Source organism: Hyphomicrobiales bacterium, assembly GCA_016710435.1.
Taxonomy (GTDB): Bacteria; Pseudomonadota; Alphaproteobacteria; order Rhizobiales; family Aestuariivirgaceae; genus Aestuariivirga.
The window spans coordinates 13,794-35,396 of record JADJVV010000010.1; the positions used below are offsets into that span (position 1 = coordinate 13,794).

General features: G+C 57.4%; 33 protein-coding genes and 1 pseudogene. 11 read left to right on the forward strand and 23 right to left on the reverse strand.

Annotated elements, in window-relative coordinates:
- Positions 1-12: 12 nt before the first annotated feature.
- The 10 genes from IPM06_18065 to IPM06_18110 form a co-directional block, all read right to left on the reverse strand.
- On the reverse strand, positions 13-885 hold the full coding sequence (locus IPM06_18065) for a hypothetical protein (protein ID MBK8772308.1): 873 nt from the start codon (positions 883-885) through the stop codon (positions 13-15).
- A gap of 254 nt (positions 886-1,139) precedes the next feature.
- Positions 1,140-2,918: a hypothetical protein gene (locus IPM06_18070; GenBank protein ID MBK8772309.1), complete on the reverse strand. Its 1,779-nt coding sequence runs from the start codon at positions 2,916-2,918 to the stop codon at positions 1,140-1,142.
- A 26-nt stretch (positions 2,919-2,944) separates the two neighbouring features.
- Complete coding sequence (gene terL, locus IPM06_18075; GenBank protein MBK8772310.1) at positions 2,945-4,210, reverse strand: phage terminase large subunit; 1,266 nt, start codon at positions 4,208-4,210, stop codon at positions 2,945-2,947.
- 100 nt (positions 4,211-4,310) lie between these two features.
- Positions 4,311-4,712, reverse strand: a complete 402-nt coding sequence (locus tag IPM06_18080) for a hypothetical protein (GenBank protein ID MBK8772311.1) — start codon at positions 4,710-4,712, stop codon at positions 4,311-4,313.
- Positions 4,709-5,038 carry a hypothetical protein gene (locus tag IPM06_18085; protein MBK8772312.1) on the reverse strand — a complete coding sequence of 110 codons (330 nt, stop codon included), beginning with the start codon at positions 5,036-5,038 and terminating at the stop codon, positions 4,709-4,711. The genes IPM06_18080 and IPM06_18085 overlap by 4 nt, the downstream gene beginning before the upstream one ends.
- A 670-nt stretch (positions 5,039-5,708) precedes the next feature.
- The gene (locus tag IPM06_18090) at positions 5,709-5,978 is read right to left on the reverse strand and encodes a hypothetical protein (protein ID MBK8772313.1); all 270 of its coding nucleotides are present in this window, start codon (positions 5,976-5,978) and stop codon (positions 5,709-5,711) included.
- Entirely contained in the window at positions 5,978-7,228 is a 1,251-nt protein-coding gene (locus tag IPM06_18095) for a hypothetical protein (protein ID MBK8772314.1), read from the reverse strand. The genes IPM06_18090 and IPM06_18095 overlap by 1 nt, the downstream gene beginning before the upstream one ends.
- The gene (locus tag IPM06_18100) at positions 7,228-7,656 is read right to left on the reverse strand and encodes a hypothetical protein (GenBank protein MBK8772315.1); all 429 of its coding nucleotides are present in this window, start codon (positions 7,654-7,656) and stop codon (positions 7,228-7,230) included. Before IPM06_18100 ends, IPM06_18095 begins: the two co-directional genes overlap by 1 nt.
- A gap of 3 nt (positions 7,657-7,659) precedes the next feature.
- The gene (locus IPM06_18105) at positions 7,660-8,697 is read right to left on the reverse strand and encodes a hypothetical protein (GenBank protein MBK8772316.1); all 1,038 of its coding nucleotides are present in this window, start codon (positions 8,695-8,697) and stop codon (positions 7,660-7,662) included.
- A 29-nt stretch (positions 8,698-8,726) separates the two neighbouring features.
- Positions 8,727-8,894 carry a hypothetical protein gene (locus tag IPM06_18110; GenBank protein ID MBK8772317.1) on the reverse strand — a complete coding sequence of 56 codons (168 nt, stop codon included), beginning with the start codon at positions 8,892-8,894 and terminating at the stop codon, positions 8,727-8,729.
- A gap of 351 nt (positions 8,895-9,245) precedes the next feature.
- Here IPM06_18110 and IPM06_18115 point away from each other — a divergent pair.
- Together IPM06_18115 and IPM06_18120 are read left to right on the forward strand one after the other, a co-directional pair.
- Positions 9,246-9,392 (forward strand): annotated as a pseudogene (locus IPM06_18115) (IS1595 family transposase).
- A gap of 1,020 nt (positions 9,393-10,412) precedes the next feature.
- Positions 10,413-11,357 (forward strand): hypothetical protein, encoded by a 945-nt coding sequence (locus IPM06_18120; protein MBK8772318.1) that lies wholly within the window; start codon positions 10,413-10,415, stop codon positions 11,355-11,357.
- A 16-nt stretch (positions 11,358-11,373) separates the two neighbouring features.
- On the opposite strand, the gene IPM06_18125 is transcribed toward IPM06_18120, so the two are convergent.
- The 10 genes from IPM06_18125 to IPM06_18170 form a co-directional block, all read right to left on the reverse strand.
- Positions 11,374-11,895, reverse strand: a complete 522-nt coding sequence (locus IPM06_18125) for an HNH endonuclease (protein MBK8772319.1) — start codon at positions 11,893-11,895, stop codon at positions 11,374-11,376.
- The gene (locus IPM06_18130; protein ID MBK8772320.1) at positions 11,895-12,410 is read right to left on the reverse strand and encodes a hypothetical protein; all 516 of its coding nucleotides are present in this window, start codon (positions 12,408-12,410) and stop codon (positions 11,895-11,897) included. Before IPM06_18130 ends, IPM06_18125 begins: the two co-directional genes overlap by 1 nt.
- The gene (locus IPM06_18135; protein ID MBK8772321.1) at positions 12,407-12,550 is read right to left on the reverse strand and encodes a hypothetical protein; all 144 of its coding nucleotides are present in this window, start codon (positions 12,548-12,550) and stop codon (positions 12,407-12,409) included. The genes IPM06_18130 and IPM06_18135 overlap by 4 nt, the downstream gene beginning before the upstream one ends.
- Entirely contained in the window at positions 12,547-12,747 is a 201-nt protein-coding gene (locus IPM06_18140; GenBank protein ID MBK8772322.1) for a DUF2158 domain-containing protein, read from the reverse strand. The genes IPM06_18135 and IPM06_18140 overlap by 4 nt, the downstream gene beginning before the upstream one ends.
- A 111-nt stretch (positions 12,748-12,858) precedes the next feature.
- Positions 12,859-13,083, reverse strand: coding sequence for a hypothetical protein (locus IPM06_18145; protein ID MBK8772323.1), 225 nt, complete (start codon positions 13,081-13,083; stop codon positions 12,859-12,861).
- A gap of 14 nt (positions 13,084-13,097) precedes the next feature.
- Positions 13,098-13,286: a hypothetical protein gene (locus IPM06_18150; protein MBK8772324.1), complete on the reverse strand. Its 189-nt coding sequence runs from the start codon at positions 13,284-13,286 to the stop codon at positions 13,098-13,100.
- Positions 13,283-13,489 carry a hypothetical protein gene (locus IPM06_18155; GenBank protein ID MBK8772325.1) on the reverse strand — a complete coding sequence of 69 codons (207 nt, stop codon included), beginning with the start codon at positions 13,487-13,489 and terminating at the stop codon, positions 13,283-13,285. Before IPM06_18155 ends, IPM06_18150 begins: the two co-directional genes overlap by 4 nt.
- Positions 13,486-13,971, reverse strand: a complete 486-nt coding sequence (locus IPM06_18160) for a hypothetical protein (protein MBK8772326.1) — start codon at positions 13,969-13,971, stop codon at positions 13,486-13,488. Before IPM06_18160 ends, IPM06_18155 begins: the two co-directional genes overlap by 4 nt.
- Complete coding sequence (locus tag IPM06_18165; protein MBK8772327.1) at positions 13,968-14,684, reverse strand: hypothetical protein; 717 nt, start codon at positions 14,682-14,684, stop codon at positions 13,968-13,970. Before IPM06_18165 ends, IPM06_18160 begins: the two co-directional genes overlap by 4 nt.
- A gap of 411 nt (positions 14,685-15,095) precedes the next feature.
- Positions 15,096-15,380, reverse strand: a complete 285-nt coding sequence (locus IPM06_18170; protein ID MBK8772328.1) for a hypothetical protein — start codon at positions 15,378-15,380, stop codon at positions 15,096-15,098.
- Between the two features lie 508 nt (positions 15,381-15,888).
- Between IPM06_18170 and IPM06_18175 the strand changes: the two genes are divergently transcribed.
- The 9 genes from IPM06_18175 to IPM06_18215 all read left to right on the forward strand — a co-directional run bounded on the left by IPM06_18175 (position 15,889) and on the right by IPM06_18215 (position 19,642).
- Positions 15,889-16,326, forward strand: a complete 438-nt coding sequence (locus IPM06_18175; protein ID MBK8772329.1) for a hypothetical protein — start codon at positions 15,889-15,891, stop codon at positions 16,324-16,326.
- Positions 16,327-16,425: 99 nt separating this feature from the next.
- The gene (locus IPM06_18180) at positions 16,426-16,662 is read left to right on the forward strand and encodes a hypothetical protein (GenBank protein MBK8772330.1); all 237 of its coding nucleotides are present in this window, start codon (positions 16,426-16,428) and stop codon (positions 16,660-16,662) included.
- Positions 16,659-16,844: a hypothetical protein gene (locus tag IPM06_18185; GenBank protein MBK8772331.1), complete on the forward strand. Its 186-nt coding sequence runs from the start codon at positions 16,659-16,661 to the stop codon at positions 16,842-16,844. Before IPM06_18180 ends, IPM06_18185 begins: the two co-directional genes overlap by 4 nt.
- The gene (locus tag IPM06_18190; protein MBK8772332.1) at positions 16,844-17,158 is read left to right on the forward strand and encodes a hypothetical protein; all 315 of its coding nucleotides are present in this window, start codon (positions 16,844-16,846) and stop codon (positions 17,156-17,158) included. Before IPM06_18185 ends, IPM06_18190 begins: the two co-directional genes overlap by 1 nt.
- A gap of 201 nt (positions 17,159-17,359) precedes the next feature.
- Entirely contained in the window at positions 17,360-17,509 is a 150-nt protein-coding gene (locus tag IPM06_18195) for a hypothetical protein (protein MBK8772333.1), read from the forward strand.
- A gap of 262 nt (positions 17,510-17,771) precedes the next feature.
- Positions 17,772-18,494: an ERF family protein gene (locus IPM06_18200; protein ID MBK8772334.1), complete on the forward strand. Its 723-nt coding sequence runs from the start codon at positions 17,772-17,774 to the stop codon at positions 18,492-18,494.
- Between the two features lie 40 nt (positions 18,495-18,534).
- Entirely contained in the window at positions 18,535-19,062 is a 528-nt protein-coding gene (locus tag IPM06_18205) for a hypothetical protein (GenBank protein MBK8772335.1), read from the forward strand.
- Complete coding sequence (locus IPM06_18210; GenBank protein MBK8772336.1) at positions 19,059-19,280, forward strand: hypothetical protein; 222 nt, start codon at positions 19,059-19,061, stop codon at positions 19,278-19,280. The genes IPM06_18205 and IPM06_18210 overlap by 4 nt, the downstream gene beginning before the upstream one ends.
- Entirely contained in the window at positions 19,277-19,642 is a 366-nt protein-coding gene (locus tag IPM06_18215; protein ID MBK8772337.1) for an HNH endonuclease, read from the forward strand. The genes IPM06_18210 and IPM06_18215 overlap by 4 nt, the downstream gene beginning before the upstream one ends.
- 177 nt (positions 19,643-19,819) lie before the next feature.
- Here IPM06_18215 and IPM06_18220 read toward each other — a convergent pair whose 3' ends face one another.
- The 3 genes from IPM06_18220 to IPM06_18230 all read right to left on the reverse strand — a co-directional run bounded on the left by IPM06_18220 (position 19,820) and on the right by IPM06_18230 (position 21,598).
- A complete protein-coding gene (locus IPM06_18220) occupies positions 19,820-20,128 on the reverse strand; it encodes a transposase (protein ID MBK8772338.1) in 309 nt (102 codons plus the stop codon).
- Between the two features lie 37 nt (positions 20,129-20,165).
- Entirely contained in the window at positions 20,166-20,837 is a 672-nt protein-coding gene (locus IPM06_18225; protein MBK8772339.1) for a site-specific DNA-methyltransferase, read from the reverse strand.
- A gap of 146 nt (positions 20,838-20,983) precedes the next feature.
- Positions 20,984-21,598 carry a recombinase family protein gene (locus IPM06_18230; protein MBK8772340.1) on the reverse strand — a complete coding sequence of 205 codons (615 nt, stop codon included), beginning with the start codon at positions 21,596-21,598 and terminating at the stop codon, positions 20,984-20,986.
- Positions 21,599-21,603: the final 5 nt, after the last annotated feature.

Sequence of the window (21,603 nt, forward strand, 5' to 3'; positions counted from 1 at the left end):
GATGAGAAGCCGTCACGCGCTCCGCCTGTGGGCGAACACGCTATCTGCTGCGGCTCTCTCGGTGAGCAAAGCCCCCTGGTCTCCAGCCTGTGTCTGATCGGCCAGGGTTGAGGGGAACTTTTGCGGTGTTTGAGCTTGTCCGAGCGGCTGGCCAGCTTTCAGCCCGGCAAGGGCTTTCTGCACGGCGTCCTCAGCAACCCGCTTCTTGAACGCCTCAAGATCAGTCCCGACCTCAGCATCGATCTGCTGCTTTTTGTGCCATGCCACCAGGGCTTCGAACGGGTGACGAGTTCTGACGAACCGTTCGGAAATTCCAGCCTGATATGCGGCTTGCAGCGCAGCATTCACGATCTCATCGCCGTACTTCTGACGAGTCAGAAGCTCGGAGGTGTTAACGTGATGATCGAGCAAACGCTGGTCGATCATCTGCTGCTGATATTGGGCGAACTTTTCAGGTTCAAGGTATGGGTCTGGCGGTTCTACCGCCTGTTGCTGAGGCTGCTGTTGCTGCCTCTGAATCTGCTGAAACTGCCGCTGCAACTGCTCAACCTGCTCACGGTAAACCTTGGCGTTGGCCTCAGCTTCGGTGCGCAGCTTGAATTCGGTATCGCGGGCTTCTTTCAGCTTCTTGCGTTCGGCTACAAGCTCAGTCACGGGCACGAAGCGGCCGGTCTTGGGATCGCGTCCTTGGGGCTGTCCATCATCGTCGGGCACGTCGTCTGCCTTGACGATCTCTTCGGCTTTCGGCTCCGGATCAGGAGCCTTGGCTTCAGGTGCCGGCACTTCCGGCGAAGAACCGGGGGCGGCGGAATCGGCCCCCATGTCGCTGCTGGTCACGAACACGTCATCAATAACGGACTTCTCGTCCGTGTTACCGGTCGTCATATCACCCTCCGCTATATAGTTGCCGGTCACGAGAAACGCCGTTGTGTCGCCACGGCGATGCGCTAGAACATCAGATAACGGGCTGATGACCCGGAACGCCGCTTAGGCCGGCGAAGCCACGCTTTGGTGCGAGTTGCGTATGAACCTGCGAACCCGGTACATGCCCGGCGTCTACACCGTCACCGATGAAGACACGGGCGAAATTCTGATCTTTTCCCTTTGGGGAACCCTTGAACACGTCAGGCTGTTCGATCTCACACGAGAGCGTAAGACGCACCGGCCGGCCTTGGCTGATTACGTTGCATCTCAGCCTGAATGAGCTTCGCCGCGGCATTGGCGCGGTTTGTCTCGACATCTGAATAGGCCTTGGCGGTCTGTGCCTTCTTGTGGTCCACGTCGGCCGCAGCGCCTTCCACCTGGATTTGTGCCAAAGCCTGCTGCATCGGGTCCGGCGCCGGAGGTGCCGGCATCGGCGGAGGCGCCAAAGCCTGCTGCACCATTTCAAGCAACCGTTCCTTGTTCGGCACGTTCGATAGCTCAATCATCATGGCCCACATCTGCGGCGGAGCCTGTGCGATTTCCGAAAGACGTTGCAGAAGCTCTTCCGACATCGTGAGGGTGTCGGGGCCTTCCTCAAGGATAAGATCAACGTCGAGTTCGGCGATGGTATTTGCAACGACGAACTCGCCTGTGTTCGGGTCCAGATCATAAGTATTGACACCAACGAATTGCGCCGAGCGCGGGTCATCCGTCACGCGCACCCAACGCTCGCCCGTCCAGGCCTGACGGATACGGCCCCAAATCTTGCGGTAAACTCTCAATTTCCAGTCCCGAAGCCGTTCGAAGACTGGCGACAACTCCGTCATGCCGCTATCGCGCTGGGCAAGAATCGCACGTCCAGACTGATCGGCAACCCCACCGCCCTTACCGACAAGGCCAGGGTTCGGACCCAAATTCTCTAGCGCAGATTGGGCCTGCTCCAGCAATTCGGCCTGGCCTTGCAGCTCCTTGGAGCCATCGATAATGCCGGTATCCTTGCCCCATTCGCCATCATGCTCGATCACGGCGTCGGGCTTGGCGACCTCTGATTTCAGCTCATCGATGTCATCAACAGACCCGCGCCGGACGAAAAGCTTCTGCGAATTGAGCAGATACAGGAACTTGGACCGGCGATGATTGATCTCATCCTGCATCGGCTTCATGTTGCGAACGAGGCCGTAGCGGACGCCCTTCTCATCGATATACGGGCTCCATGCCACATAGGGACAATCCGGCTCCCCGTTTTCGTCCTTGAACGGCGAGGGCCCGCCTTCGAGCACGATGTCACCGCAGAACTTCACGTATTCCCACTGCCCACGCCTCTTCTCCCAAAATTCCACAACCCGAACCCGGCAATGTTCAAAATCAGCCCATTGCGTCGCGCGGTCCTCTTCCGCCTTGAAGGCGGTCAGATCGCCGTCCGTGTTGACCAGATCTCGCAGCATCTTCGCCTTGTCCGGCCAAATCTCCTCTGCCTCATCAATGTCCACCCAAAGGTGAATGCCCATATACCGGGCATCAGAGAAATCTGCCTTTGTCGAGCGAGGATCATAGAAAAAACGGTCAGGGTCTATGGCCTTGAGCGAGACTTCAGGTTGACCGCGCTTGGTTTCAACTCCAACCCATGCCACGCCGTAGCCCGACACCATGCCGTCGTGGGCGCCGTTCGAGCCGATGTTTTCCCATCGGTTGAGGTCGCAGACAAACCGCACCGAGGCTGTGGCCAGATCGGCCTGCTGGTCGTGCTGGGGCGTTCGGCCATAGCACTTCGGATCGCGCCGCATCCGCTGCTCAATGCCGACAAGAAAATCGACCTTCCGCGAAATCCTATTATCCGTGACGATAGGTTGCCGGCGCTTGGTCAGGCGGGCCTTCTCGGCTTCGGTCCATTGCTTGCCGTGATAATAGCGCCGGCCTTCCTGGGCCTCAGTCTGTTCGGCCTGCTTATTGGTCTCGAAGGCACGGAATTTCCGGCGCTTGTCGGCAAGCCTCATATCGGGAGGCGCGGCGGTTGTAGCTCCTACGCTCTCCAAGATTGTTCCTCCGTCTGAGATGATCTGTAATCGCTGCGTGGCCGCAACAGGCCTTTGGGCTTCGGCGCCACACCCTTCACCAGCTCGTCCAGCATCCGGCCAATGAGTCCGAAGGCGTCAACCTGGTCATCGTGCCGGCCGGCCGGGAATGTCAGAAGCTCTTGCACGAAGTCGTTCACCCAATCGGCTTTCTCGGGCAGATAGACCTTGCCCATTGACGTTCTGGCCTGAATTGACCGGCTTCGGGTTGGCTTGTCGGCTGCGCTCGACACCTGCTCGCGCCGGCAATAGACCCGCTCTTCCCTCATGCGCTTTTCAAGGAATGGACCGATCGACTTGATGATCTGGCCCTGTTCCTCGACCCACATCAGCGGCTTGTGGTCTCGCATCATGTCAATGACGGCCTGGACCCACTGATCGGATGTCGTCTGCCCGCGCCACAGATCGAGTACATAGATGTTGTCGTCAGGGTCCACACCGATGATGACGTGCACCGTCCAATCTCCGTCGCCATCCGTGACGGCATAGTCGGACGCACCGTAGACCCTGAGATGATTCGGGCGCTCCTGAAACCAGCGGAACCAGTCCCGCTTGAAGTAAACACCCTCATCGGGTGCCGGCCGCTGCTGATAGAGCGCCGACCAGTCGCGAGGAAGCGTGGCACGCCTCACGCGCTCCAGCGCCTCGATAGGGTAGAAATCAGGCCATAGCGCCTCGCCGCTTGGGCTGATCGCGGGGAGTTCGAGAATTGTCCACTCGTCACCGCCGCGGGCCTGTTCGGATTGGAGCCAGCCGGTCAGATCGTCTTCGTGCCAGCGGGTCTGGACGACAATAACCGCCTTGGGAAAGCGGGACAGAATAACTGACGAATACCATTGCTTGACGTTCTCGCGGTGCCGCTCGCTGTCGGCTTCGGCTCTATCCTTCAACGGGTCATCAATCAGAACGATGGGGCCAACAGTGCCGCGCCCGGTTAGTGCCGTGCCCACACCCGCCGAGATGTAGAACCCGCCTTGCTCGGTTCGCCAGAACCCCTTGGCACGCGTGTCCTCCTTGAGCTGCACTTCGGGGAATAGGTTTCGGTAGTGATGCCCCCGAACGATGTCACGCACCTCGCCGCCGAACTCTTCGGCCTTGTCGAGGTTGTAGGACGCACTCATGATCGTTGCCGCAGGGTTTCTCCCGAGAAACCAAGCCGGAAACCGGCGCGAGCCCAGCTCAGACTTTCCATGCCGCGGCGGCATGTTGATCATCAGCCGATCGATTTCCCCGCGTTCGACGGCCTCCAGCTTTTCAGCAATCAGTCTGTGATGCGCCGCAGGCTGATAGGCCTTGTTCGTGTAGCATGTGAAGTCAATGAGTGACCGTCTCGCCTTCCTCCTCGTCAGAAGCTCCTGAGCCGCCTCCTGTGAGGATGGAAACAAGTTCGTCGTCGCTAAGGTCTGCAACATCCCTCTTCTCGACGGTAACGTCTAGATTTTGAGTTGGCTTCCCGTAACCCCGGTTCAGAACTTCCTGGGCTGCTGAGAACGACACGCGCTCGTCCTCGCTGCGCATCAATTCCAGAACGCGCTTGAACGCTTCGGCACCGTGGGTGCGCGCCATCGTTCGAATTTCCTGAACGACTTTGGGCCGTCCTGATGGATTTCCGCTTTTGCCCTTCTCGAAAGGCTTTCCGACTTTTTTCTTAGCTGAGAGTTGCTGATCCATTGCTGTTAGCAGCGCTGCTCCGCTTCCTTTCGTTGTCGGCGTCACGCATAATCCCCTAGTGCTGAGGCCACGAACGGCGATGTCTGGACGATGAAATCGTCTTCAATGGCGACGGTATTTGCTAGGCTTGTCCCGAGCCACCTGATAAACCAGCGCCCGCCCTCTGTTGGCGTCATATCCAGGTAATATTGGCCAGTTCCGGTCGTTCCAAGTTCGTCGCTTGATCCGTAGGTGTAGGTTAGCGTTCCACCTGATGGATTGCAGGTCTGTGCAACGACGCTTTCAGGGTCAATGTTGGCGCCGGCCGAATCCTGGAACACGACGTTAAGCCTGAGCGTCGTCCCTATTCTGTTGATGCCCGGCGTTATCATGGCTTTGTCGTTCCTGTTATCTTACTGGACGCGCTGCCGGATGAGCCGCGAAGCATCTTGGACATGGATGAGCTTCCCAAGATGACACTAACCCCGGTTGTGCTCCCCGTTCCAAGGGCTGAGGCGGATAACGTTCCCGAGAGGTTCGCTCCGCCAGATACCGAACCGCTTGAAAGGTATGTAGCCCTGTAGGTGCCGCCATAAAATGTTGCTGTTCCTACCCCTTCGGACCTTAAGACAGAGGTGCTCAGCGCTGTCGCATCGAACGATGCGGATGCCAGGCCAGCGGATGTTAGGTCTGCCGTGAAGAGGGACGCAGCGTCCAAAGAGCTGGTGCTTGTCCCGGCCGCTGTCAGTGCCGCCCGAGAAAGAGCTGACGCCGTACCCGTGAATGTCCCGGTCCCGCTTGCTGTGAGCGTGCTGGTAAACCGCGCCGATCCAACCGCAGTGAAAGAGCCGACACCAGCCGTTGAGACTACGGAAAGGGCTTGAGAACGCCCTACCAGATTTGCGGCAGAAGCGCCCGAACTCGACAGGGCGGCGTTGAACAATGCCGCGCCGACAAAAGTTGCGACGCCGGTTCCCGTGACCCCGAGGAAAGACGGATTAACGCTGGCCGCTACACGCCGCGAGCTGTAGGGCTGCGATGCAAACGGCCGGGCCGCGAACATCAGGCGTCAGATGCTCCCGACCACTCTTCCAACTGTTTCACAACGTCATAGACAACGCCGCGCACCTGATCGGGCCCGAGGCTGGCAATGTCGAAACTGATCTGCTCTTGCGTAATCGGAACAGCGCCAGATTCACGGGCGACCTCACTGGCATATCCGGCCATGAACACCTTCATGTCGTTGCGGCCAAAATCGATCTGAGCCGAGATGATCCGCCAATAGGTCGCCGGAATGCCGAAGGGTGTCTGCTTTTCAATCAGAAGTGCCATCAGGCCCATGTCCCCACGTTGATATCGGCGCCCGGCGCACCGACAGGCCAAAGCTCGATGCAGCTACCGAGAATTGTCGAGTAGGCTCCGCCCGGCGCCGCGGAGAGCGCGTAGTTGAGATTGAATGTTCCACCCGTCGCGACGCTGATGGTGCCGGATACCTGTAGCGTGATGTTCCACGTTGCGGTTGTAATCGCCGCAGTCGCAGTCAGTGAGCTCGATGTCGACCTACCGACCAAGGCCAATGCGGTCGGCAGAGCGCTGGCGTTGGAAGTGATAATTCCACCCCAGTTGCTGGTATTGAAGACCGCGGACCCACCAATCGAGAATGTGAGCGTGTGCGAGGTTGTGCCTGCCGTTTTGTTCAGAGTGATGAGCGCATTGAATCTGTAAACCGTCGAACCCGAGACCGTAGCGCTCTTGCCGAACACGTTCTGCGTGCCCGTGCCGTTGGTTCCGGCGAGGCTGGCGTTCAAGCGGAAGAACTGCACCGCCGGGACAAGGCCGCGCTGCGTCCCGCTCGGTGTAAAAAACGGCGTTGTGCCGTTATACTCCCAGGCCCCCGCAGTGGCCGTCGTCAAGTTCGTGCCGCTCGTGAAATTGAGTGCCGGGACAGCCGTGGTTCCCGCATCAAGTGTAGGCCCGGCGGAGAACATCGCCTTGGCGCCGGTCTGGAACCCGGTTTCGTCTGTCAGGGCCGCGCTCAGGTTGGCACTGGATGGCGTTGCTAGAAACGTGGCGACGCCCGTTCCGAGACCGGAAATGCCCGTCCCGACCGGAAGCCCCGTGGCGTTGGTCAGCACACCGGCCGATGGTGTGCCAAGATCACCGCCCTGAAAGTAAGCAAGCCCGGTTCCAGTTTCATCTGAGAGCACGCTGCGAAGTTCGGCGCTCGACGTGGCCGGAAATTGCGATAAAGGCTTCGCAAGCGACGGGACGAACGACGCAATGGGGCCTAGGGCAATGTATTTGGTGCCCGCCGTGAACGAAACAGCGCTTCCCGTGCTCGATTGGCTAAGCGTGGTGAGCGTGATCTGATCAGCGGCGGAATAGGTGAACAGACCAGACTGCCACTCGTTGGCGCCGTCGTTGTACATGTAACCGTAGAACGTGTCGGCAACCGCACATACGGTGTTGAATGGCCGGTAATAGCCAGAGCTGTCAGAAATTGCCGAACCGGCAACGGTGTAAGGCCCCGTTCCCGTCGCTGTCGTAAGGTCTAAAACCCGGTCAAAGGCGACAAGAGCCATCAGTCTTCAGTGATCGTTGAAGTCGTTGCGATTTGCGGCGTGACGCCGGTCGATACCGCAATATTCGGGCTCAAGGCACCAGAATAGAGCAGCTTGCCGGCGCCGCTCGCGGCCGTCCCGACTGCGGCATGAGTGATCGTTGCTGTACCCCCGGTGCAGGCTGGGAAATTTATGGTCGCAACCGGAGAAACGCTATTTCCTGTGACTGTCCAGCCGCCGGCAGTCCTGGCAACAGCGACACGGGCGTAGCTTGTATATGTCGTTTCGTTTGTGGTCTGCGATCCGGCCTCACCTGGATCTGCCGTGTGAAGCGACACATAGAGGCTTGTCAGCGGCGACGCAGCGGCGTTGTCGGCAATGTTGGCGATGGCTGTTCCCTGGAAAATAAGTTTCAGCCAGTCGTTTTCGAATGTGTCGCCCTTTGACATGCCTCAGACGACCCCATACTTGCGGCCAACGCCAGCGAAGCCAGCGGCAAGGGGGCGATCCGTCTTGTATTCAATCGTGGTGTTTTCGATGATCTTGACGCCGGGGGGTCCGGTGCCCTTCCAGACCCGATAGAACTTGCGCCAAAGGTTGGTCAGGATGCCGAACGGCTTGCGGGGGCCATGCTTGCGAAGCTCTTCAAGCTCGGCGTGCATCGATCCGAAGCTGAGCAGAATCGACACAACGATGATCGAGAACAGGCCGTTGAAAATCTGCGCAGATTCTTCGGTCATACCGGCGTATTTGGTCAGGATCAGGAGATCATTGCGGGCTTCCGATGTCTCAACCTTGGTGCTAGAGGCAACCTTGCGGGCCTCTTCCAGCTTGGCCTTGACGCCGTTGATCTCTTCGGCCGTGGTGGCGCGGTCAATGGCGATCGCGCGTTCAGCCTTGAGGCTGGCGGCAAGCTGCTGTTTCTTGATGCACTTTGACTTGCAGCCGTTGCGGGTCGCTTCATAGGTTGCATCGGCTTCGGCTGCCTTGATACGATCGTCATAGGCCTCCGGGGCGTCCACATTCTTGGACCAATCGTGCTTGGCTTCCAAGCGGGCGAGCTGCCGTTCCAGGTCCTTAACCGACTTCTGCACGCTGTCGGACTGCAGGAAGGCAGTCTTGTGGACGTTGGTCTTTTCGGCTTGGTTCTCAGCCGCGGCGCCCATCCAGTTGTTGATCGAGAAGCCGAACGCGACGGCCCAGATCACGGCGCACCACAGCATCGCTCCGGCGCGGCCCTCCCAATAGGCCCGGATCAAGCCACGCGAAGCGGTCATTTCGTAAAGCAGGGCGGCAATGCCGAGGGCCACGCCGAACCACATGGCATAGGCCCACAGATCGGGGGTGGCGTTTTTCTTGAGGATGGTGATGACGCCGGCAAACAGGACGAGCTGGAGAGCCCAACGTTCGGGGTTGGATACGGCGCCGGCGGCGCGGCGGCCGAGGCGGCCAAGGGCGCCGGAAATTCCGTTGCTTGCGGTATCTTCCATGGGAGTCCTCCGAGGGTTGAGGATGCGGGTCAGATGTTCTTTGCGAGGAAGCCGGCGAAGCCGTATTCCCACCAGGCGCCGGAAAGCGGGATATTAAACCCGGCGAATTTGCTGAGCGCGATGACGATGAGAACCAGGGCCGCGAGTTGTAGCAGCGGGCGAAGCTGGCCAATGATCTGATCAGGATTGAGGTTCATTCAGGCTCCGTTCAGAGCAGATGTGCTAAGCAGGGCCCCAAGCTGCCAATGTGTGCGGATGGTTGGCCTGGCGGCTCATGTGTCGCGCCACGGTCCTAGGTCAATCGGCAGCTTGGGGATTGGAATTGCGGGCACACGCCTACACTCGACGTGAAATCGAGTTGAGGCGGGACGCGCCTGCATCATAACTAGCTGCGCTGTCCCTTAGGGCAAACTCTGTGCCTTAGCCGTGTACTATTGGTATCGGCGCTATCTGATTTGCGCCTTGCGGTCAATTACTTGGGACTATCGTTTGGTTCGGTGTGATTCTTTGGCAACGACGCCAAGGCGGCGGCGATTTCTTCCCGAGCAAAGCACCTGCACCGCTATCTGGCGGAGTTCGATTTTCGCTACAACAACCGGGTTGCCATCGGCGTTGACGACGAAAGCCGGGCCGCCAAAATGGTCAAGGGCGCCCAAGGCAAGCGGTTGACCTATCGAACGACTGATCGGGCCTGATGCGGCGGTTGAGGAAAGAGCGAGAAAGCGCCGTGGCCGCGCTTGACCGGCCACACCACTCGGACCACGAATCGTCTATTCTTGCATTTGCGATCCGAAGCACACGGCGACCCTGAAACGGCGGGGCAACGTGGTGTTGTTCTCGGAGAGGGTGGCTTCGACCCCTGCTTGGCAAATGGAGAAATCCCATGCCTAAGACGCAGAAGATCGGCCGTGATGCCCGTAATGGGCAGTTCATCCCGGTCGATGTCGCGATCCGTCGTCCTAGCACGACGACGGTCGAGACGATCAGGAAGTGATCTGAAGAAGTGAGCTACTTGACGGGAGGGGTTGGGCCGAAAGGTCCAGCCCCTTTTTCATGTGCAGGTAACGTGCAGTGATTTGCGGAGCTTATCAAGCATCTTTTTAGATGCTATTTAGGTGACATGCCGCGTCCAAAGAGTTCTGCACATAAGTTCTCCATCACCCTGCCGATGGGTGCGGACGACTTGCTGGCTGAGCGGAGCGCAATAACGCGCTGTTTAGTATCAAGAACATAGCAATCGATTGGATCTCCGCCGACTGCCCATTCCGGTGTCATTTGCGTTTTTTCTCCGCTGCTTTTCTGTCTTGTATCAGCCTCACAATCCAGTTGCCGAGGCTTCGGTTTTCGGTCTGGGCCTGCTTTCGCGCCCATTCCTTGAGGTCTTCCGGGATACGCAGCGACGTGACGGGTGTGTTTGCCATGCGTCTGTAATACAACAGACCACATAAAAAAGTCAAGGGGGGTGTTGACTGATGTATTACACTGTGCTACGTTAAGTATGCTCCAACCCGCTAGGAGAAAGACACGCCATGACCAACTACTTCAATCTGGGTATCGTGTTTCTTGCGTATCTCACCCCGCTCGCCATCGGCGCCGCTTTGATCCTGATGGCCTACGACGACTGAAAACAAACCGGGCCGGGAAAGCTGCTTCAACAGCCCCCGGCCCTTCATCTGCCAATCCACCCAACCCGCTAAGATCGAAAGGACTTGCACATGAACCTTACCATCAAAAAGATCGTTGCACTAGCACTTGCCTTGGCTCTCTGGGCCGTCGAGACCTGGCTACTTGTGGACGCCGCCGGTTATACCTTCACGCCTCAAGTCGCCGTCATCCCGGCCGCCACTGCGGCGCTCGCCTTCCTACCCCTAGTTCTCAAGGACGCTTCCAATGGGCTCCGAACTGCAATTCTGCTGTCCTGCCTGTTCCTTGTTGGCTTCGTCTTCTCCGGCGTGCTCGAACGTACCGGCGGGCAGCTCGATACCAAGATCGCAGCCGCTCAGTCCCAAACCGAGGGACGGCGATTGCTGGAGGCGGAACTCGTGCGTGAGCGGGCGAGGCTGATAGACGCCGAAAATAACATGAAGGGCGAGAGCCGTCGCGGCGGTTGCGGCCCCACCTGCAAAACGTGGCAGTCGGCAGCGGTCGGCATTCAGGCGCGCATCGATGGCCTTTTGTCGGAGCTTTCGACGCAGGCGCCGACACCAGTTGCAGATCCCGTCTCGCAGCGCTTCGCGGACATGACGGGCGGGGTGTTCGCAGTTGACACGGTTCGCAACTGGCGCCCGGCATTCCAGCCGTTGGGTTTCCTGGTTGCGATCTGGGCTTTGTTTGCTTTCTCTTTCATGAATAAGGAAACAACTGTTTCTGAAGTTTCCGCTGGAAACTCTGACTCCAGAAACAATTCCTCCGGTGGCGGGGGAAAAAGTTTCCGTGGTATTCACCTTGTCCAAGGCGGACCCATCGATGACTATGAACTCAAAGCTCTCCGCGCCGCTCTTTCTAGCGGCCGGAAACTTACCAACGACGAACTGGCGGACCTGATGGGCGTTGGAAAGGCAGAGGCTAGCCGCCGAGTGTCGAAAGCTCAGTCGCTGGGAATTGTTTCCAGAGTTCGAACAGGACGGCATGTTGCCATCTCCATGAACCACGCGCACTAACGGTCTTAGGGGGGAGTCAAATCCCCCCTTTATTCGTTGGGCAGAACTCCCCGCGATAATTCGCTGACACTGCCATGTACGCCTTCACAGCATCATCTTTCTTTTCAAAACTCCCAATGTGGATGCGCTTCATGTTTAAGCCAATCCTTGCAACCCACTTCCTAGTCGGCTTGTGGAACGTAACTCCGGAAACTCCGGTCGTATTGTTGCTATTAGATTTCCGGTTGGCAGCATTTTGCGCCTTGGTCGCGAGCCTGAGATTCTCTATGCGGTTGTCAGATTTGTTGCTGTTTGCATGGTCCACAATCCCTGATGGCCATTCCCCGTGGTGAAGCATCCAGACAACCTGATGTGCTTTAAGCTCACAGCCGTGAAGTACTACGCGGCGGTAGCCAGCGCTATTGGTACGACCGCACTCAGAGCCTATTCCACCAGAGTTCTGCTTGTTGATTTTCCAGAACAGCTTGCCTGTCACAGGGCAATACGAGACCATCCTGTTCACTTCCTCAATGGTGATCTGTGATCTTTTCCATCCCATCACGCCGCTTCCAAATTATCCGCCGCCACTTCGATCACCCGAACCGACCCAAACAACTTCGCTTCGAGCCCGGCTTTCTTGCCTCTAATCCATTTCACAGTGCCAGCCTTGCCGGCGAGCGAGCCTGATTTAATGGCGTACTTCGCGCCGCGCTTCAGTTTCATCTTGTGCCTTTGGGCTTCCATCTCAAACACCATTTTTGCCACGTCGATCTTAAAGCTGAGCAGCGTGCCAAGCGAGACCGTTGCGGGCTTGTCCCCTGATTTCAGATAGCCGCGCACATCGTCGGTTTCGAGCACGTCGTGAAGCCACGTATCGAAGCCATGGGAAGGGACCTGGACCAGGATGTAGCTCATCAGAGGCACGACGCGGCGCTTGTGGCAGGGCTTGCCGCCTTTGTTGACGATGCGCTTGTGGACGATCGCTGGCAGATATGCGGTGAAGCCCTTGCAGCGGAGCCGGTGGCGAACCTTTCTCAAGTGGCAGTGCTTCGCGGTGATGGCGATGAAGCTCAAGGCGTTCTCCTGATCGGCTTCTGCTTCTTCGAAGTCTTTGCCCTTATGGCGTGAGACGCATCGCGAAACTGATGGACCTTGATCAGCTTCCCGTCCTTGACCTTGAAAGACTTGCCGACGTGGATTTTGTGGCCGGTCATCCCTTCACCTTCAGGCAAACAATCGGAACCCAATCCTTCAGCATGTCGCCCTCGTTGTTGTGCCAGCAGACATAGGCATCATTTGCCGTCCTGGCCTTCACAACCATGTCAGGACCGCCCGTCTTGAGATTGACGATTGAGCCCTCGGCTATGCTGTCTCGCTTGCCTGAAATTGAAGTGACTTTGGTATCGCTCATCTGAAATCCCTGCACGCTTGTTTGCCTATGACGATTTCTGAGTACCGATCGCTTAGCGCCTTCTGACACCGCCCAAAGGCTGAACAGAACTTGCACTCGACACAGAGCCGGTCAGAACGGAATTTCGTCGGGGACTCCGAAGGCTTCTTGCTTGGGCTGCTGCTTTCCATTGGTGGCCTCTTTCGGTTTGAAGGCGAACGACATGAACTTGCCTTTCGCGCCGTCCTTGATCCACGCCTTCATCCAAAACTCTTTGCCGTGGATGGTGCAGCGGCCTTCGTAGTCAGGATGGTTGTCCTGTTTCTTATCGGCGTTCTTGAAGAGCACGCCGCTCATGTCTCGCTGTTCGCTCATGGGTCGATTTCCGCTGAAATTTGCATGGTGATCTCGTCATCAGGACCAACGCACGTTCCTGACCAAAGGTCGTTGCCATAGAGAACGTGCGTAAGTTTCAAGGTATCCTCGCAGCTTTCTTCTGAGACGTGGCGCTCTTGGTAGTAGCCGGAGGAAAGGAGGTAGATGATGAGCAAAAATTTCATGGTCTGATCTCCATCCTGTCCCGGTTTTTCTTCCTCAAAAACGCTCTGGCATCCTTTTCAAACTGCGATGAGCCGTCTGTCAGTCTTCGGTACTCAGCGAGGAGGTTTGCAACGACGAACAGATGCAGCTCGATTTTTGCTTTGCCCTGGTCTTTGGCAAGGCGAACAGCGGCTTCAAGATCGGACAGGTTGACGGTTGTCATTCTGCTGCCTCACGTTTGATTGCGCTCTCAATCGTCTTCACGCGGGGATCATCGGGCTTTATCTGAGCCACGCCGAACCTGACCCACATGCGGCGCTCGTCGTCTGTTGCAAGACGAAGCGCGATGGCAAATCCTTGCGTGCCTTTGCGGTAAAAGGGATGAAATTCCTTCGGCGCTGACTTCGGAAACCGTTTGCGGGGGGACACCTTTGGCCACCATCCTTTCCGCCATATCGAAGACCACTCGTCTGGAGAGCGCTGTTCGCCGGCATAGTGCTGCTCAAATTTTTCAATCTCTTCGGCAACGAATGCTGACCAATTTGGCTTCTGACGCTCACCGTCGAAAACCTCTTCACGGTCCAGCCAACCGCCATCATCGACGATTTCGCCACAAAGCTCATCCAGATCGCCGCGCTGGCACCAGGAGGGCATTTGTGCCATGGCCCATTCGCGGTCCACGTTGGTGATGATCGGTGGCCTCATGCCGCCACCATGAGCTGGATCAGTGCCGCATAGGCGTCGTCCCCCTTGTCCCATAGGGCCGATCTGATCAGGTCCTCACTTGCCCCTGGCAGCTTCCTTGCGATCTGCTGAATGCACAGCGAGGTGAAGTAAGCCGGGCGATTTCGCGGCTTGTGCCTGTTGCAAGCGTCGGCCAATTCTTCGACGTTGAGACCTAGCCCTTCGGCTCTGCGAACGATCTTTTCTTTCTTCCGGTCATCCTTCATCCCAAAAAAATTATTAAAACCATTTTGGTCTTCCACTTCGCGCGCGGCAGAAGTGGAAGATGGAAGACCTATAGATTCTATTCTATTCTGTTCTGTTCTGATCTGCGGCGTCACTGTGACGTCACATGTGACGTCACCATTGTTTTTGCTTTTGTTTTTGCGGTGCTTTCTCATGCGCTCTGCGCTGCTGTCGGAGGCGTATTGGCGGGCTTGCCAACCATGCGGAACGCGCGAACCGTTCGGCTCGATATCGATCAAGCCGGTAAGGATCAGGTCTTGAATTTGCTGGGCAGCGTCCTGAACTGAGACGCGCAACCGGAACGCCAAGTCATCGTCGCTTGGCAACTTTCCGTCAGACTTCGATGCGAGGCAAAGCAGGTTCACCCACGTCTTGAAAAGCTGCGGAGAGAGGCGTTGAACTTTGGGGTCATCAAGCGCTTCGTCATAGAACCTGAACCAGCGAGTCATGCCGTCCTCGTCATAATTTTGCCGGACCTGTCTGCTATGCAGGTCATCGTGGCGTCCTGATTTGTGAGTTGCGTACTCGACACCCGTTTCGCGTTCTGGTCAGTAGCGTCTGCAAGAGCCGATCAAGCTCAAACCGTGTTGGAAACGCTCTCACTGTGCCCCGGTGGGAGCGTTTTCGTTTTCAAAGGCGTGGCACCGCTCTCGCGCCTTTGAAAAAGCCGGGGCATCCCCATGCCCCGGAAGTTGAAGGAAACGCCCAAAGGGCAGGTTCACGCAGTACGGCGCGGCGACCGGGGCAGGGTGTGGCCGTAAGAGTCCGTGCTTCCCCTCAGGACAAAGGTTGCAAGGAACCCCGGTCGCCAGGCGGTCATGCGCTGGCGGCGAAAACACGCTGTGACGCTACCAGGAACGCTAGGCGGCGGCCTCTTGCTGCAGCCTCAATTCATCACGCGCCTTTTTTTTGGCGGCGTCTGATTCGAGCTTGTCGATAGCTCTCACGAGAGCCCTCAGAGTGCTCGAACGCGGGTTCCAATCGAGGCTTTCCATACCGATCAGAGTCGTGATTGGAAGCCCCGCCGTCAAGGCAAGCTTGGTCTTCGTGACGCTCTGCCCGTCGACGAATCGCTGCACCCGCCTGATCTGAAATGTAATTTCGTCCATACCGTCAACCATAAACGCTTTGACGTACAGCGTCAAGCTACGACGATGCGTTGCATCGGCGCCTGTGGCATTTGCACACTGCTTATTCACAACCTACGCCAAGACGTAAAAAAGGTATTGACAGATACGGCAAAGCGTAGCTATGGTCTGTGCATCAGACGACACGGGGCCACGCAACAAACCTCCACCGATCATCTGATAGCGGCGGGTCTAAAACACCTACTCCCGTGGGGCGTCACTCCCCGCCGCTTTCCTTTCAATTCAGCGGTGAGGAACCATGACCGAACGTCCAGTGCTTGTCACAACCGAATATCGCGGCGTGTTTTTGGCTACGCCGCCGACACAAAGGGCGACACGATCATTCTGAAGCGTGCTCGAAACTGCATCTATTGGCCGTCAACAAACGGCGGATTTGGCGGTCTAGCCGCAGAGGGTCCCGCGAAAGGCGCCCGCATTGGTGCCCGCGTCGAGGAAATCGAGCTTCGCAAAATTACGTCGGTCGCCGAAGTCAGCCCAGCCGCCGTCGAGCTTTGGGAGGCCGCGAATGTCTATCGTGGATAATGGCTATGGCGCTGGCTATGGCTATGGCGCTGGCGATGGCGCTGGCTATGGCGCTGGCTATGGCTATGGCGCTGGCGATGGCGCTGGCGCTGGCGCTGGCGCTGGCGCTGGCTATGGCTATGGCTATGGCGATGGCGATGGCGATGGCGATGGCGATGGCGATGGCGCTGGCGCTGGCTATGGCTATGGCTATGGCGATGGCGATGGCGATGGCGATGGCGATGGCGATGGCGATGGCGCTGGCGCTGGCGCTGGCGATGGCTATGGCTATGGCGCTGGCTATGGCTATGGCTATGGCTATGGCTATGGCTATGGCGCTGGCTATGGCTATGGCTATGGCTATGGCGATGGCGCTGGCGCTGGCGCTGGCTATGGCGCTGGCGATGGCGATGGCGCTGGCTATGGCTATGGCGATGGCTAAGCCTTTAATTCAGTCATGGCAGCGGGGGCTGTCGTGTGAGGGGCCGGGGCTAGAGCAATCAGAGGGCAGCTCGCCCCGGCCCGATCAGATGAGGATGCCATGAAAGACATCATCGATATTTCAGGCTGGCTGCAAAATGTAGCCGAGAAGGCCGAAGAAATCCGCGAGGCCATTTGGAGCGGGACACTCCCCGATACGGCCTCACGCGATGCCGACCATACGCTGCAAGCCATTCTGAAAGAGGCCTATGCGTCCATGGAAATCTATGAACGGGAATGTTGGGAGAATGTCCGGCAAGAGCGCGACCAAGGCCCATCGCAGGAGCAGCGGCCTTGAGCGGCAGCCTCATCAACGCCTTCAAGGCCATGGAGCGCGCCATAGCGGCGGATGAAGTCTCGCCGGAGGACATCGTGGAAAAAGAAGAAACTGACCCCGTATTCAAACGGATGCGAACTCTGGCCATGGACGTTTTAGGGTTCCGCCGGCTCGTGAGAGACCAGATCGAAAGGGACGACTGATGGCTGGGTTTGTTGAAAACGTCAAAGCGAATATCGACCTTCGCCGCGCGATGCGCAATGCCGAGAGGACGCAGCCGGCTGACAACGTGGAGACGTTTCCAGTGGTCGAAAAAATCGAACGTCTGAAGGCTCGGTTCATCTCCGCGAACAACCGCGTCGTGGACACCGAAGGCGCGTTGGGTTTGGCGAAGCAGGCCTATGACGATGCTGTCGAGGATAGAGACATTGCGCGCCGCGAGTTGATTGCTGATCTGAAAAACTCAGGCGTCTTCGAGGGCGTTCGCGACTTCGAGAAGGCTATCAGGGATGCCTAACACCATAGACGCCTTTGGCGTTCAAATCTCCGGTGATCTGGCATCCGTTCTGATCACTGTTCCGATAGTTGCGGTTTACGTTTTGGCGTTGCGTTGGGTTTTCAAAAATGAGTTGGGGCGACATGGCGGCGACAGCGTTCGTGATTCTGATCACAATTGCAATTGCAGTGCTCATGTCAAGAGCAGGAGTGAGGTGAAGTAATGGCTATGACGGCAAGTGTCAGCGGGTCTCATCAGACGGCGCAGAACATTGAGCTTCTGTTTCGCAATCTGAAACGGGTGAGCCCGAAGGAAGCCGAAGTCCTAGCGGTGAAGATTGCCGCGATCGTCAGAGAGCCGGTCAGGAAATGAGACGGCCAACGCCACTGGCAGAGCAACTAGCATGGTGGCGCAACGCAATTGAAACTGGCGATCACCATAGGTCAGACGAGCCCCAATGCGGCTTTTACAAGGTGCGAAAAGAGCGGAGAAGCAAAGAATGGCTACCGGCGCGGATATGGCTCAGCCAGACACTAGACTGGGAGACTGGGGAACTGACAGAGCCGGAGGCGTTCGTGCTCGAAATGACGGGACGAACGTGGCGCGACCAGATGGAAGTGGCGGAGCTATCTCTGTGGCTGCGACCAGTCCCGATGGACGAATGGAAATGGCTGATGGCGCGGCAGGCACTCAGAAATGGAAGCCTGATGATAGCGTCTATATCCGCATCGCCAGAGCCCAAGACGACGTGAAGACGATCACGCAGGACATGACGATTAAGGGCATTTCGAAGAAGAGCGGCAAGGAATTCTCGTTCAAGGGTGTTTCGTCTGCTCAAATTGTGACGTTCGGCAAGCGGGCGCTGATTGACAATGGATTGGTGTTTCTGCCTCGTCAGACCAAGGATGGTGTTGTGGTCAGCGGAAATATGACGAGTGTCTACGTCAATGCAGCATTTGCTTGCGTCGATAATGATAGCGTCTTCGAAACTGGCGGTTGGGGTTCTGGTACCGACGACAACGACAAGGCCCATTCGAAAGCCTACACCAACGCCGTCAAGAATATCCTGACCAAGACGCTGATGATGTCCACACTTGAGGATGACAGTGATGAGGCAACACCGCATGAGCCTGACCACAAGCCAAAAGCGGTTCGCAATGCCGAAGCCATGACGGATGTTGCGATCAAGACCTGGGCTGATGCTTTTAAGTCGGCCATTGATGGCTGCAAGAGCGCAAAGCAGTTGCAGAAGGTCCGCGCTGAGAATGCCCACATGATGACGAACGCTGGCGTTCCTCAAATCACAAAGGACTACTTCATCGACAAAATTTCAGCATTAGAGGAAACGCTCGAATGATCCCCCGTCTCATGATCTTCATAGGCGTTCTCGGCTTGGCGTGGCCGATCTCGACGGCATCGGCAATACTTCTTCATTCGCAAACGGATTTGGAAAGATGAAGTGCCCGCACTGTCAATGCGATCTTGACCCGGTGAAAGGCAAGCCCCGGAGCCTGGCGCAGTTGCGCCGGTTCTTCGGAGTGCTTCGAGCAATGAAGCACCATTGGCCGGAGACGGCGGAATTCCAGCCGGAGAGCGAAGAGCACCTTCGCAAGTGGGCTTTGGTCAAAGCCGGCCACCGCGAGACGACGGACGTACCGGTTGAGTTTGCCGAAGACCAGCCGGCGCTGACCAAGCTGGCGGCATTGATGGTGGAAGCAGCGGTGAAGGCAGCCGGAGCGTTTGCTTTCATACGTCCTCACCCGGAAGGCGGCTTGGTTCGGGTGTTCAAAGCGAAGTCCATCGCCTTCGACAAGTTAGGGCCGGCGGAATTCAATAAGCTCAACGACGAAGTTGAAGAGGTTTACAAAGCAGAAACTGGGCTGGACCCTGATGAAGTATTGAAACAGACAGAGAGGGCAGCATGAGAAAGGAAATACGTGAAACCGAACGCATCGCTTCGGAGCTTGGTATCTCAGATGCCAAGGTCATTGCTGGCGATCCTCACGCGCGCTTAATAGGCCACGTCGGCGGCATCGCGATCAATATCGTCGTCAGCCTCTCGAAGGTCTTTTCCTGTGCCAGGAACACGCTTTCGCTGCGAACCAACATCAGAAAAGCCATTCGTGAGGCTCGGAAACTATGACCCGTTCACCCTGGCATCACGATAGCCGCATCCGCCTATCAGAACAGCAGGCGGCGAAGCTGTTTCTTGAGCGTCACGGGTGCTGCCGGGAGTGCGGACGAAAGCTTGGCCCTAGTGATGACTGGATAGTCGAGCACATCATCGCACTTGAGTGCGGCGGCACCAACGATTGGGACAATCTCGGCATCACCTGCATGTGGTGCAAGCCTTCAAAGGATGCCTCCGATCACGCACAGGCCGGCAAGCAACGCCGATCAGCGACAAAGCATCTGCTGTCAAGATCTATGAAACGGAAACGGGGATGGAATACCAAGTGGAAGCTGAAATTCGACGGAACACGAGTGCCGAGGGACGAATCATGAGGATGTGGACCAATCTCGACTTGAGCACCAAAGCCATCATCCTTGGAACGCCTGTTGCCGTTTTAATATCGGCGTGGATGACGTTTTCCATTCTTCCAATGATTGATGGATGGATGCAGGGGCATGAGGTTCAGACATTGTGTCCAAGCTTTTGTGATCGATGCAGGATGGGGTAAGTTACGGTTGCAGTTTGCACATCGGGCACTCCCTGGTGGTGTTTGGAAGCGGCGGCGCCAGAAGCGCCTTGGCGCGAATAACGTCGAAGGTGTATCCGCGCCCATTTCGGTAAATCGTTTTGATGAGGCTATTGCGGTTCTCGGTAACGGCGTTGGTAATGCCGCACTCGAAATAGGCAAATACCTCCGTGCGCCAGCGTTCCATCATCCGCGCCACCTTCCCGAACTCTCTTTCGACGGGTTCCGGGATGGTGCTGCGCCACTCGTCAAACCGCCGTTCTGCGTCGGCCCGGTCGCTGGCGTTCCATATCGCCGTAGCCGGTGAGCCAGATTGCGTTCTTCATGGCTCACTCCGCCGCCAGGAGCGAAAGTTGCTCGGGCTTAGGTGGAAGCGGCTCAACGAAGAGATCGGGCTGCTTGCCCGCCTGCTCGATGCGGCGGCAGGCTATGTCGAAGTAGCCCTCGTTGATCTCAATGCCGGTAAAGCGGCGGCCCATCCGTGCGCACGCAACGCCTGTCGTCCCGGAGCCCATGAATGGGTCCAAGACGCTGCCGGTCGTCATCCCTACGCACCAGCGCATAAGGGCCACCGGCTTCTGGGTCGGGTGGTACTTCTCGGCGATGGCGACGTTCTCTTCGCCCTCCCGAACGATCCCGCGCCAAAGCTGCCGATGGATGCGGATCACGCCATCCAGGTTGGTCCACGCCAGCTCGGCGTCACCGTGGTCGTCAGGAGTGGTCTCGCGCCGCTTGTCCCACACGAGCCAGCGCCGTGCAGCAGGAAGGTCCGCGTAGTTGTTGGCGCCCCAGATGATGACCTGATCGAAGCCGAGCCACGGCGTCGGGTCGAACGCCTCAGTATCCCCGGCGATATTCTGCCATTTGGGCTGGCGATCCTGCGTGCCTGCGCCCCACGCCAAGCCGGACTTGCGGCCCTTCCTCTCGGCCTCTGCCCATTTGAAGTTAATTCCATACGGCGGGTCCATCACGACGGCTTCTACGCCAGTAATGGACGGCATTACCTCCCGGCAATCACCCAGGTAAAGCTCGCAATCGCCAATCACTTCCTTGCGCACCGCAGACCTCGTTTTGTGGCTGGTTTAGATTGCCCGGACGCGGTGCAAATCAACGGACACGTTCTTTTGTGCGCACGTCGTGCCTCCATTTATGTCTTGCGCTTTTTGGCTTTGACGTAGTTGCCAATCGCGCCGGTTGAAATCTTTTTAACCCATTTCTTTTTTAGCACTTCCGAGCGGATTTCTCGCACCGTCATGCCCTCTTGCTTCCATCTTTTGCACTGTGCTTGCTGCTCAGTGTTCAACTTGGGAAGCACTCCAAACCGTTGCCCCCTGCGCTTGGCCGCCTCAACACCCGCCCGCGTTCTCAGTATAACCTGATCGCGCTCTAGCTGTGCGAGACTGGCCATCATGTTGATAGCGAAAGCGCCGTATGGATCGTCAGTGTTTAGGTTTTCCGTGAGTGACTTAACTTGCGCGCCGCTTTCTTTGATAATGTCGAGTGTCCGGTGAATTTGCCGAACGTCGCGGCCTAGCCGGTCAAGACGCCAGACAATAAACGTGTCGCCGTTGCGCAGTATCTTCAAAGCCCAATCGAACACGGGGCGGCGCTTGGCAGACGCGCTGATCTTCTCAACGTGTAAATGACGTTCAGCGACTCCAGCCCTGCGCAGCGCCTCGATCTGCATATCCAAATTTTGCTCAACCGTTGAAACCCTGGCGTAGCCTATGAGGCGTCCGCCTTTCGCATTGTCCAGTGTCACGCAAA

Excerpts from the sequence above, each read along its gene's own strand:
- IPM06_18065 (MBK8772308.1), bottom strand. The coding sequence starts at position 885 with ATGACGACCGGTAACACGGACGAGAAGTCCGTTATTGATGACGTGTTC.
- IPM06_18070 (MBK8772309.1), bottom strand. The coding sequence starts at position 2,918 with ATGAGGCTTGCCGACAAGCGCCGGAAATTCCGTGCCTTCGAGACCAAT.
- terL (MBK8772310.1), bottom strand. The coding sequence starts at position 4,210 with ATGATCAACATGCCGCCGCGGCATGGAAAGTCTGAGCTGGGCTCGCGC.
- IPM06_18085 (MBK8772312.1), bottom strand. The coding sequence starts at position 5,038 with ATGATAACGCCGGGCATCAACAGAATAGGGACGACGCTCAGGCTTAAC.
- IPM06_18090 (MBK8772313.1), bottom strand. The coding sequence starts at position 5,978 with ATGGCACTTCTGATTGAAAAGCAGACACCCTTCGGCATTCCGGCGACC.
- IPM06_18095 (MBK8772314.1), bottom strand. The coding sequence starts at position 7,228 with ATGGCTCTTGTCGCCTTTGACCGGGTTTTAGACCTTACGACAGCGACG.
- IPM06_18100 (MBK8772315.1), bottom strand. The coding sequence starts at position 7,656 with ATGTCAAAGGGCGACACATTCGAAAACGACTGGCTGAAACTTATTTTC.
- IPM06_18105 (MBK8772316.1), bottom strand. The coding sequence starts at position 8,697 with ATGGAAGATACCGCAAGCAACGGAATTTCCGGCGCCCTTGGCCGCCTC.
- IPM06_18110 (MBK8772317.1), bottom strand. The coding sequence starts at position 8,894 with ATGAACCTCAATCCTGATCAGATCATTGGCCAGCTTCGCCCGCTGCTA.
- IPM06_18120 (MBK8772318.1), top strand. The coding sequence starts at position 10,413 with ATGAACCTTACCATCAAAAAGATCGTTGCACTAGCACTTGCCTTGGCT.
- IPM06_18125 (MBK8772319.1), bottom strand. The coding sequence starts at position 11,895 with ATGGGATGGAAAAGATCACAGATCACCATTGAGGAAGTGAACAGGATG.
- IPM06_18135 (MBK8772321.1), bottom strand. The coding sequence starts at position 12,550 with ATGACCGGCCACAAAATCCACGTCGGCAAGTCTTTCAAGGTCAAGGAC.
- IPM06_18140 (MBK8772322.1), bottom strand. The coding sequence starts at position 12,747 with ATGAGCGATACCAAAGTCACTTCAATTTCAGGCAAGCGAGACAGCATA.
- IPM06_18145 (MBK8772323.1), bottom strand. The coding sequence starts at position 13,083 with ATGAGCGGCGTGCTCTTCAAGAACGCCGATAAGAAACAGGACAACCAT.
- IPM06_18150 (MBK8772324.1), bottom strand. The coding sequence starts at position 13,286 with ATGAAATTTTTGCTCATCATCTACCTCCTTTCCTCCGGCTACTACCAA.
- IPM06_18155 (MBK8772325.1), bottom strand. The coding sequence starts at position 13,489 with ATGACAACCGTCAACCTGTCCGATCTTGAAGCCGCTGTTCGCCTTGCC.
- IPM06_18160 (MBK8772326.1), bottom strand. The coding sequence starts at position 13,971 with ATGAGGCCACCGATCATCACCAACGTGGACCGCGAATGGGCCATGGCA.
- IPM06_18165 (MBK8772327.1), bottom strand. The coding sequence starts at position 14,684 with ATGACTCGCTGGTTCAGGTTCTATGACGAAGCGCTTGATGACCCCAAA.
- IPM06_18175 (MBK8772329.1), top strand. The coding sequence starts at position 15,889 with ATGTCTATCGTGGATAATGGCTATGGCGCTGGCTATGGCTATGGCGCT.
- IPM06_18180 (MBK8772330.1), top strand. The coding sequence starts at position 16,426 with ATGAAAGACATCATCGATATTTCAGGCTGGCTGCAAAATGTAGCCGAG.
- IPM06_18190 (MBK8772332.1), top strand. The coding sequence starts at position 16,844 with ATGGCTGGGTTTGTTGAAAACGTCAAAGCGAATATCGACCTTCGCCGC.
- IPM06_18195 (MBK8772333.1), top strand. The coding sequence starts at position 17,360 with ATGGCTATGACGGCAAGTGTCAGCGGGTCTCATCAGACGGCGCAGAAC.
- IPM06_18210 (MBK8772336.1), top strand. The coding sequence starts at position 19,059 with ATGAGAAAGGAAATACGTGAAACCGAACGCATCGCTTCGGAGCTTGGT.
- IPM06_18215 (MBK8772337.1), top strand. The coding sequence starts at position 19,277 with ATGACCCGTTCACCCTGGCATCACGATAGCCGCATCCGCCTATCAGAA.
- IPM06_18225 (MBK8772339.1), bottom strand. The coding sequence starts at position 20,837 with ATGCCGTCCATTACTGGCGTAGAAGCCGTCGTGATGGACCCGCCGTAT.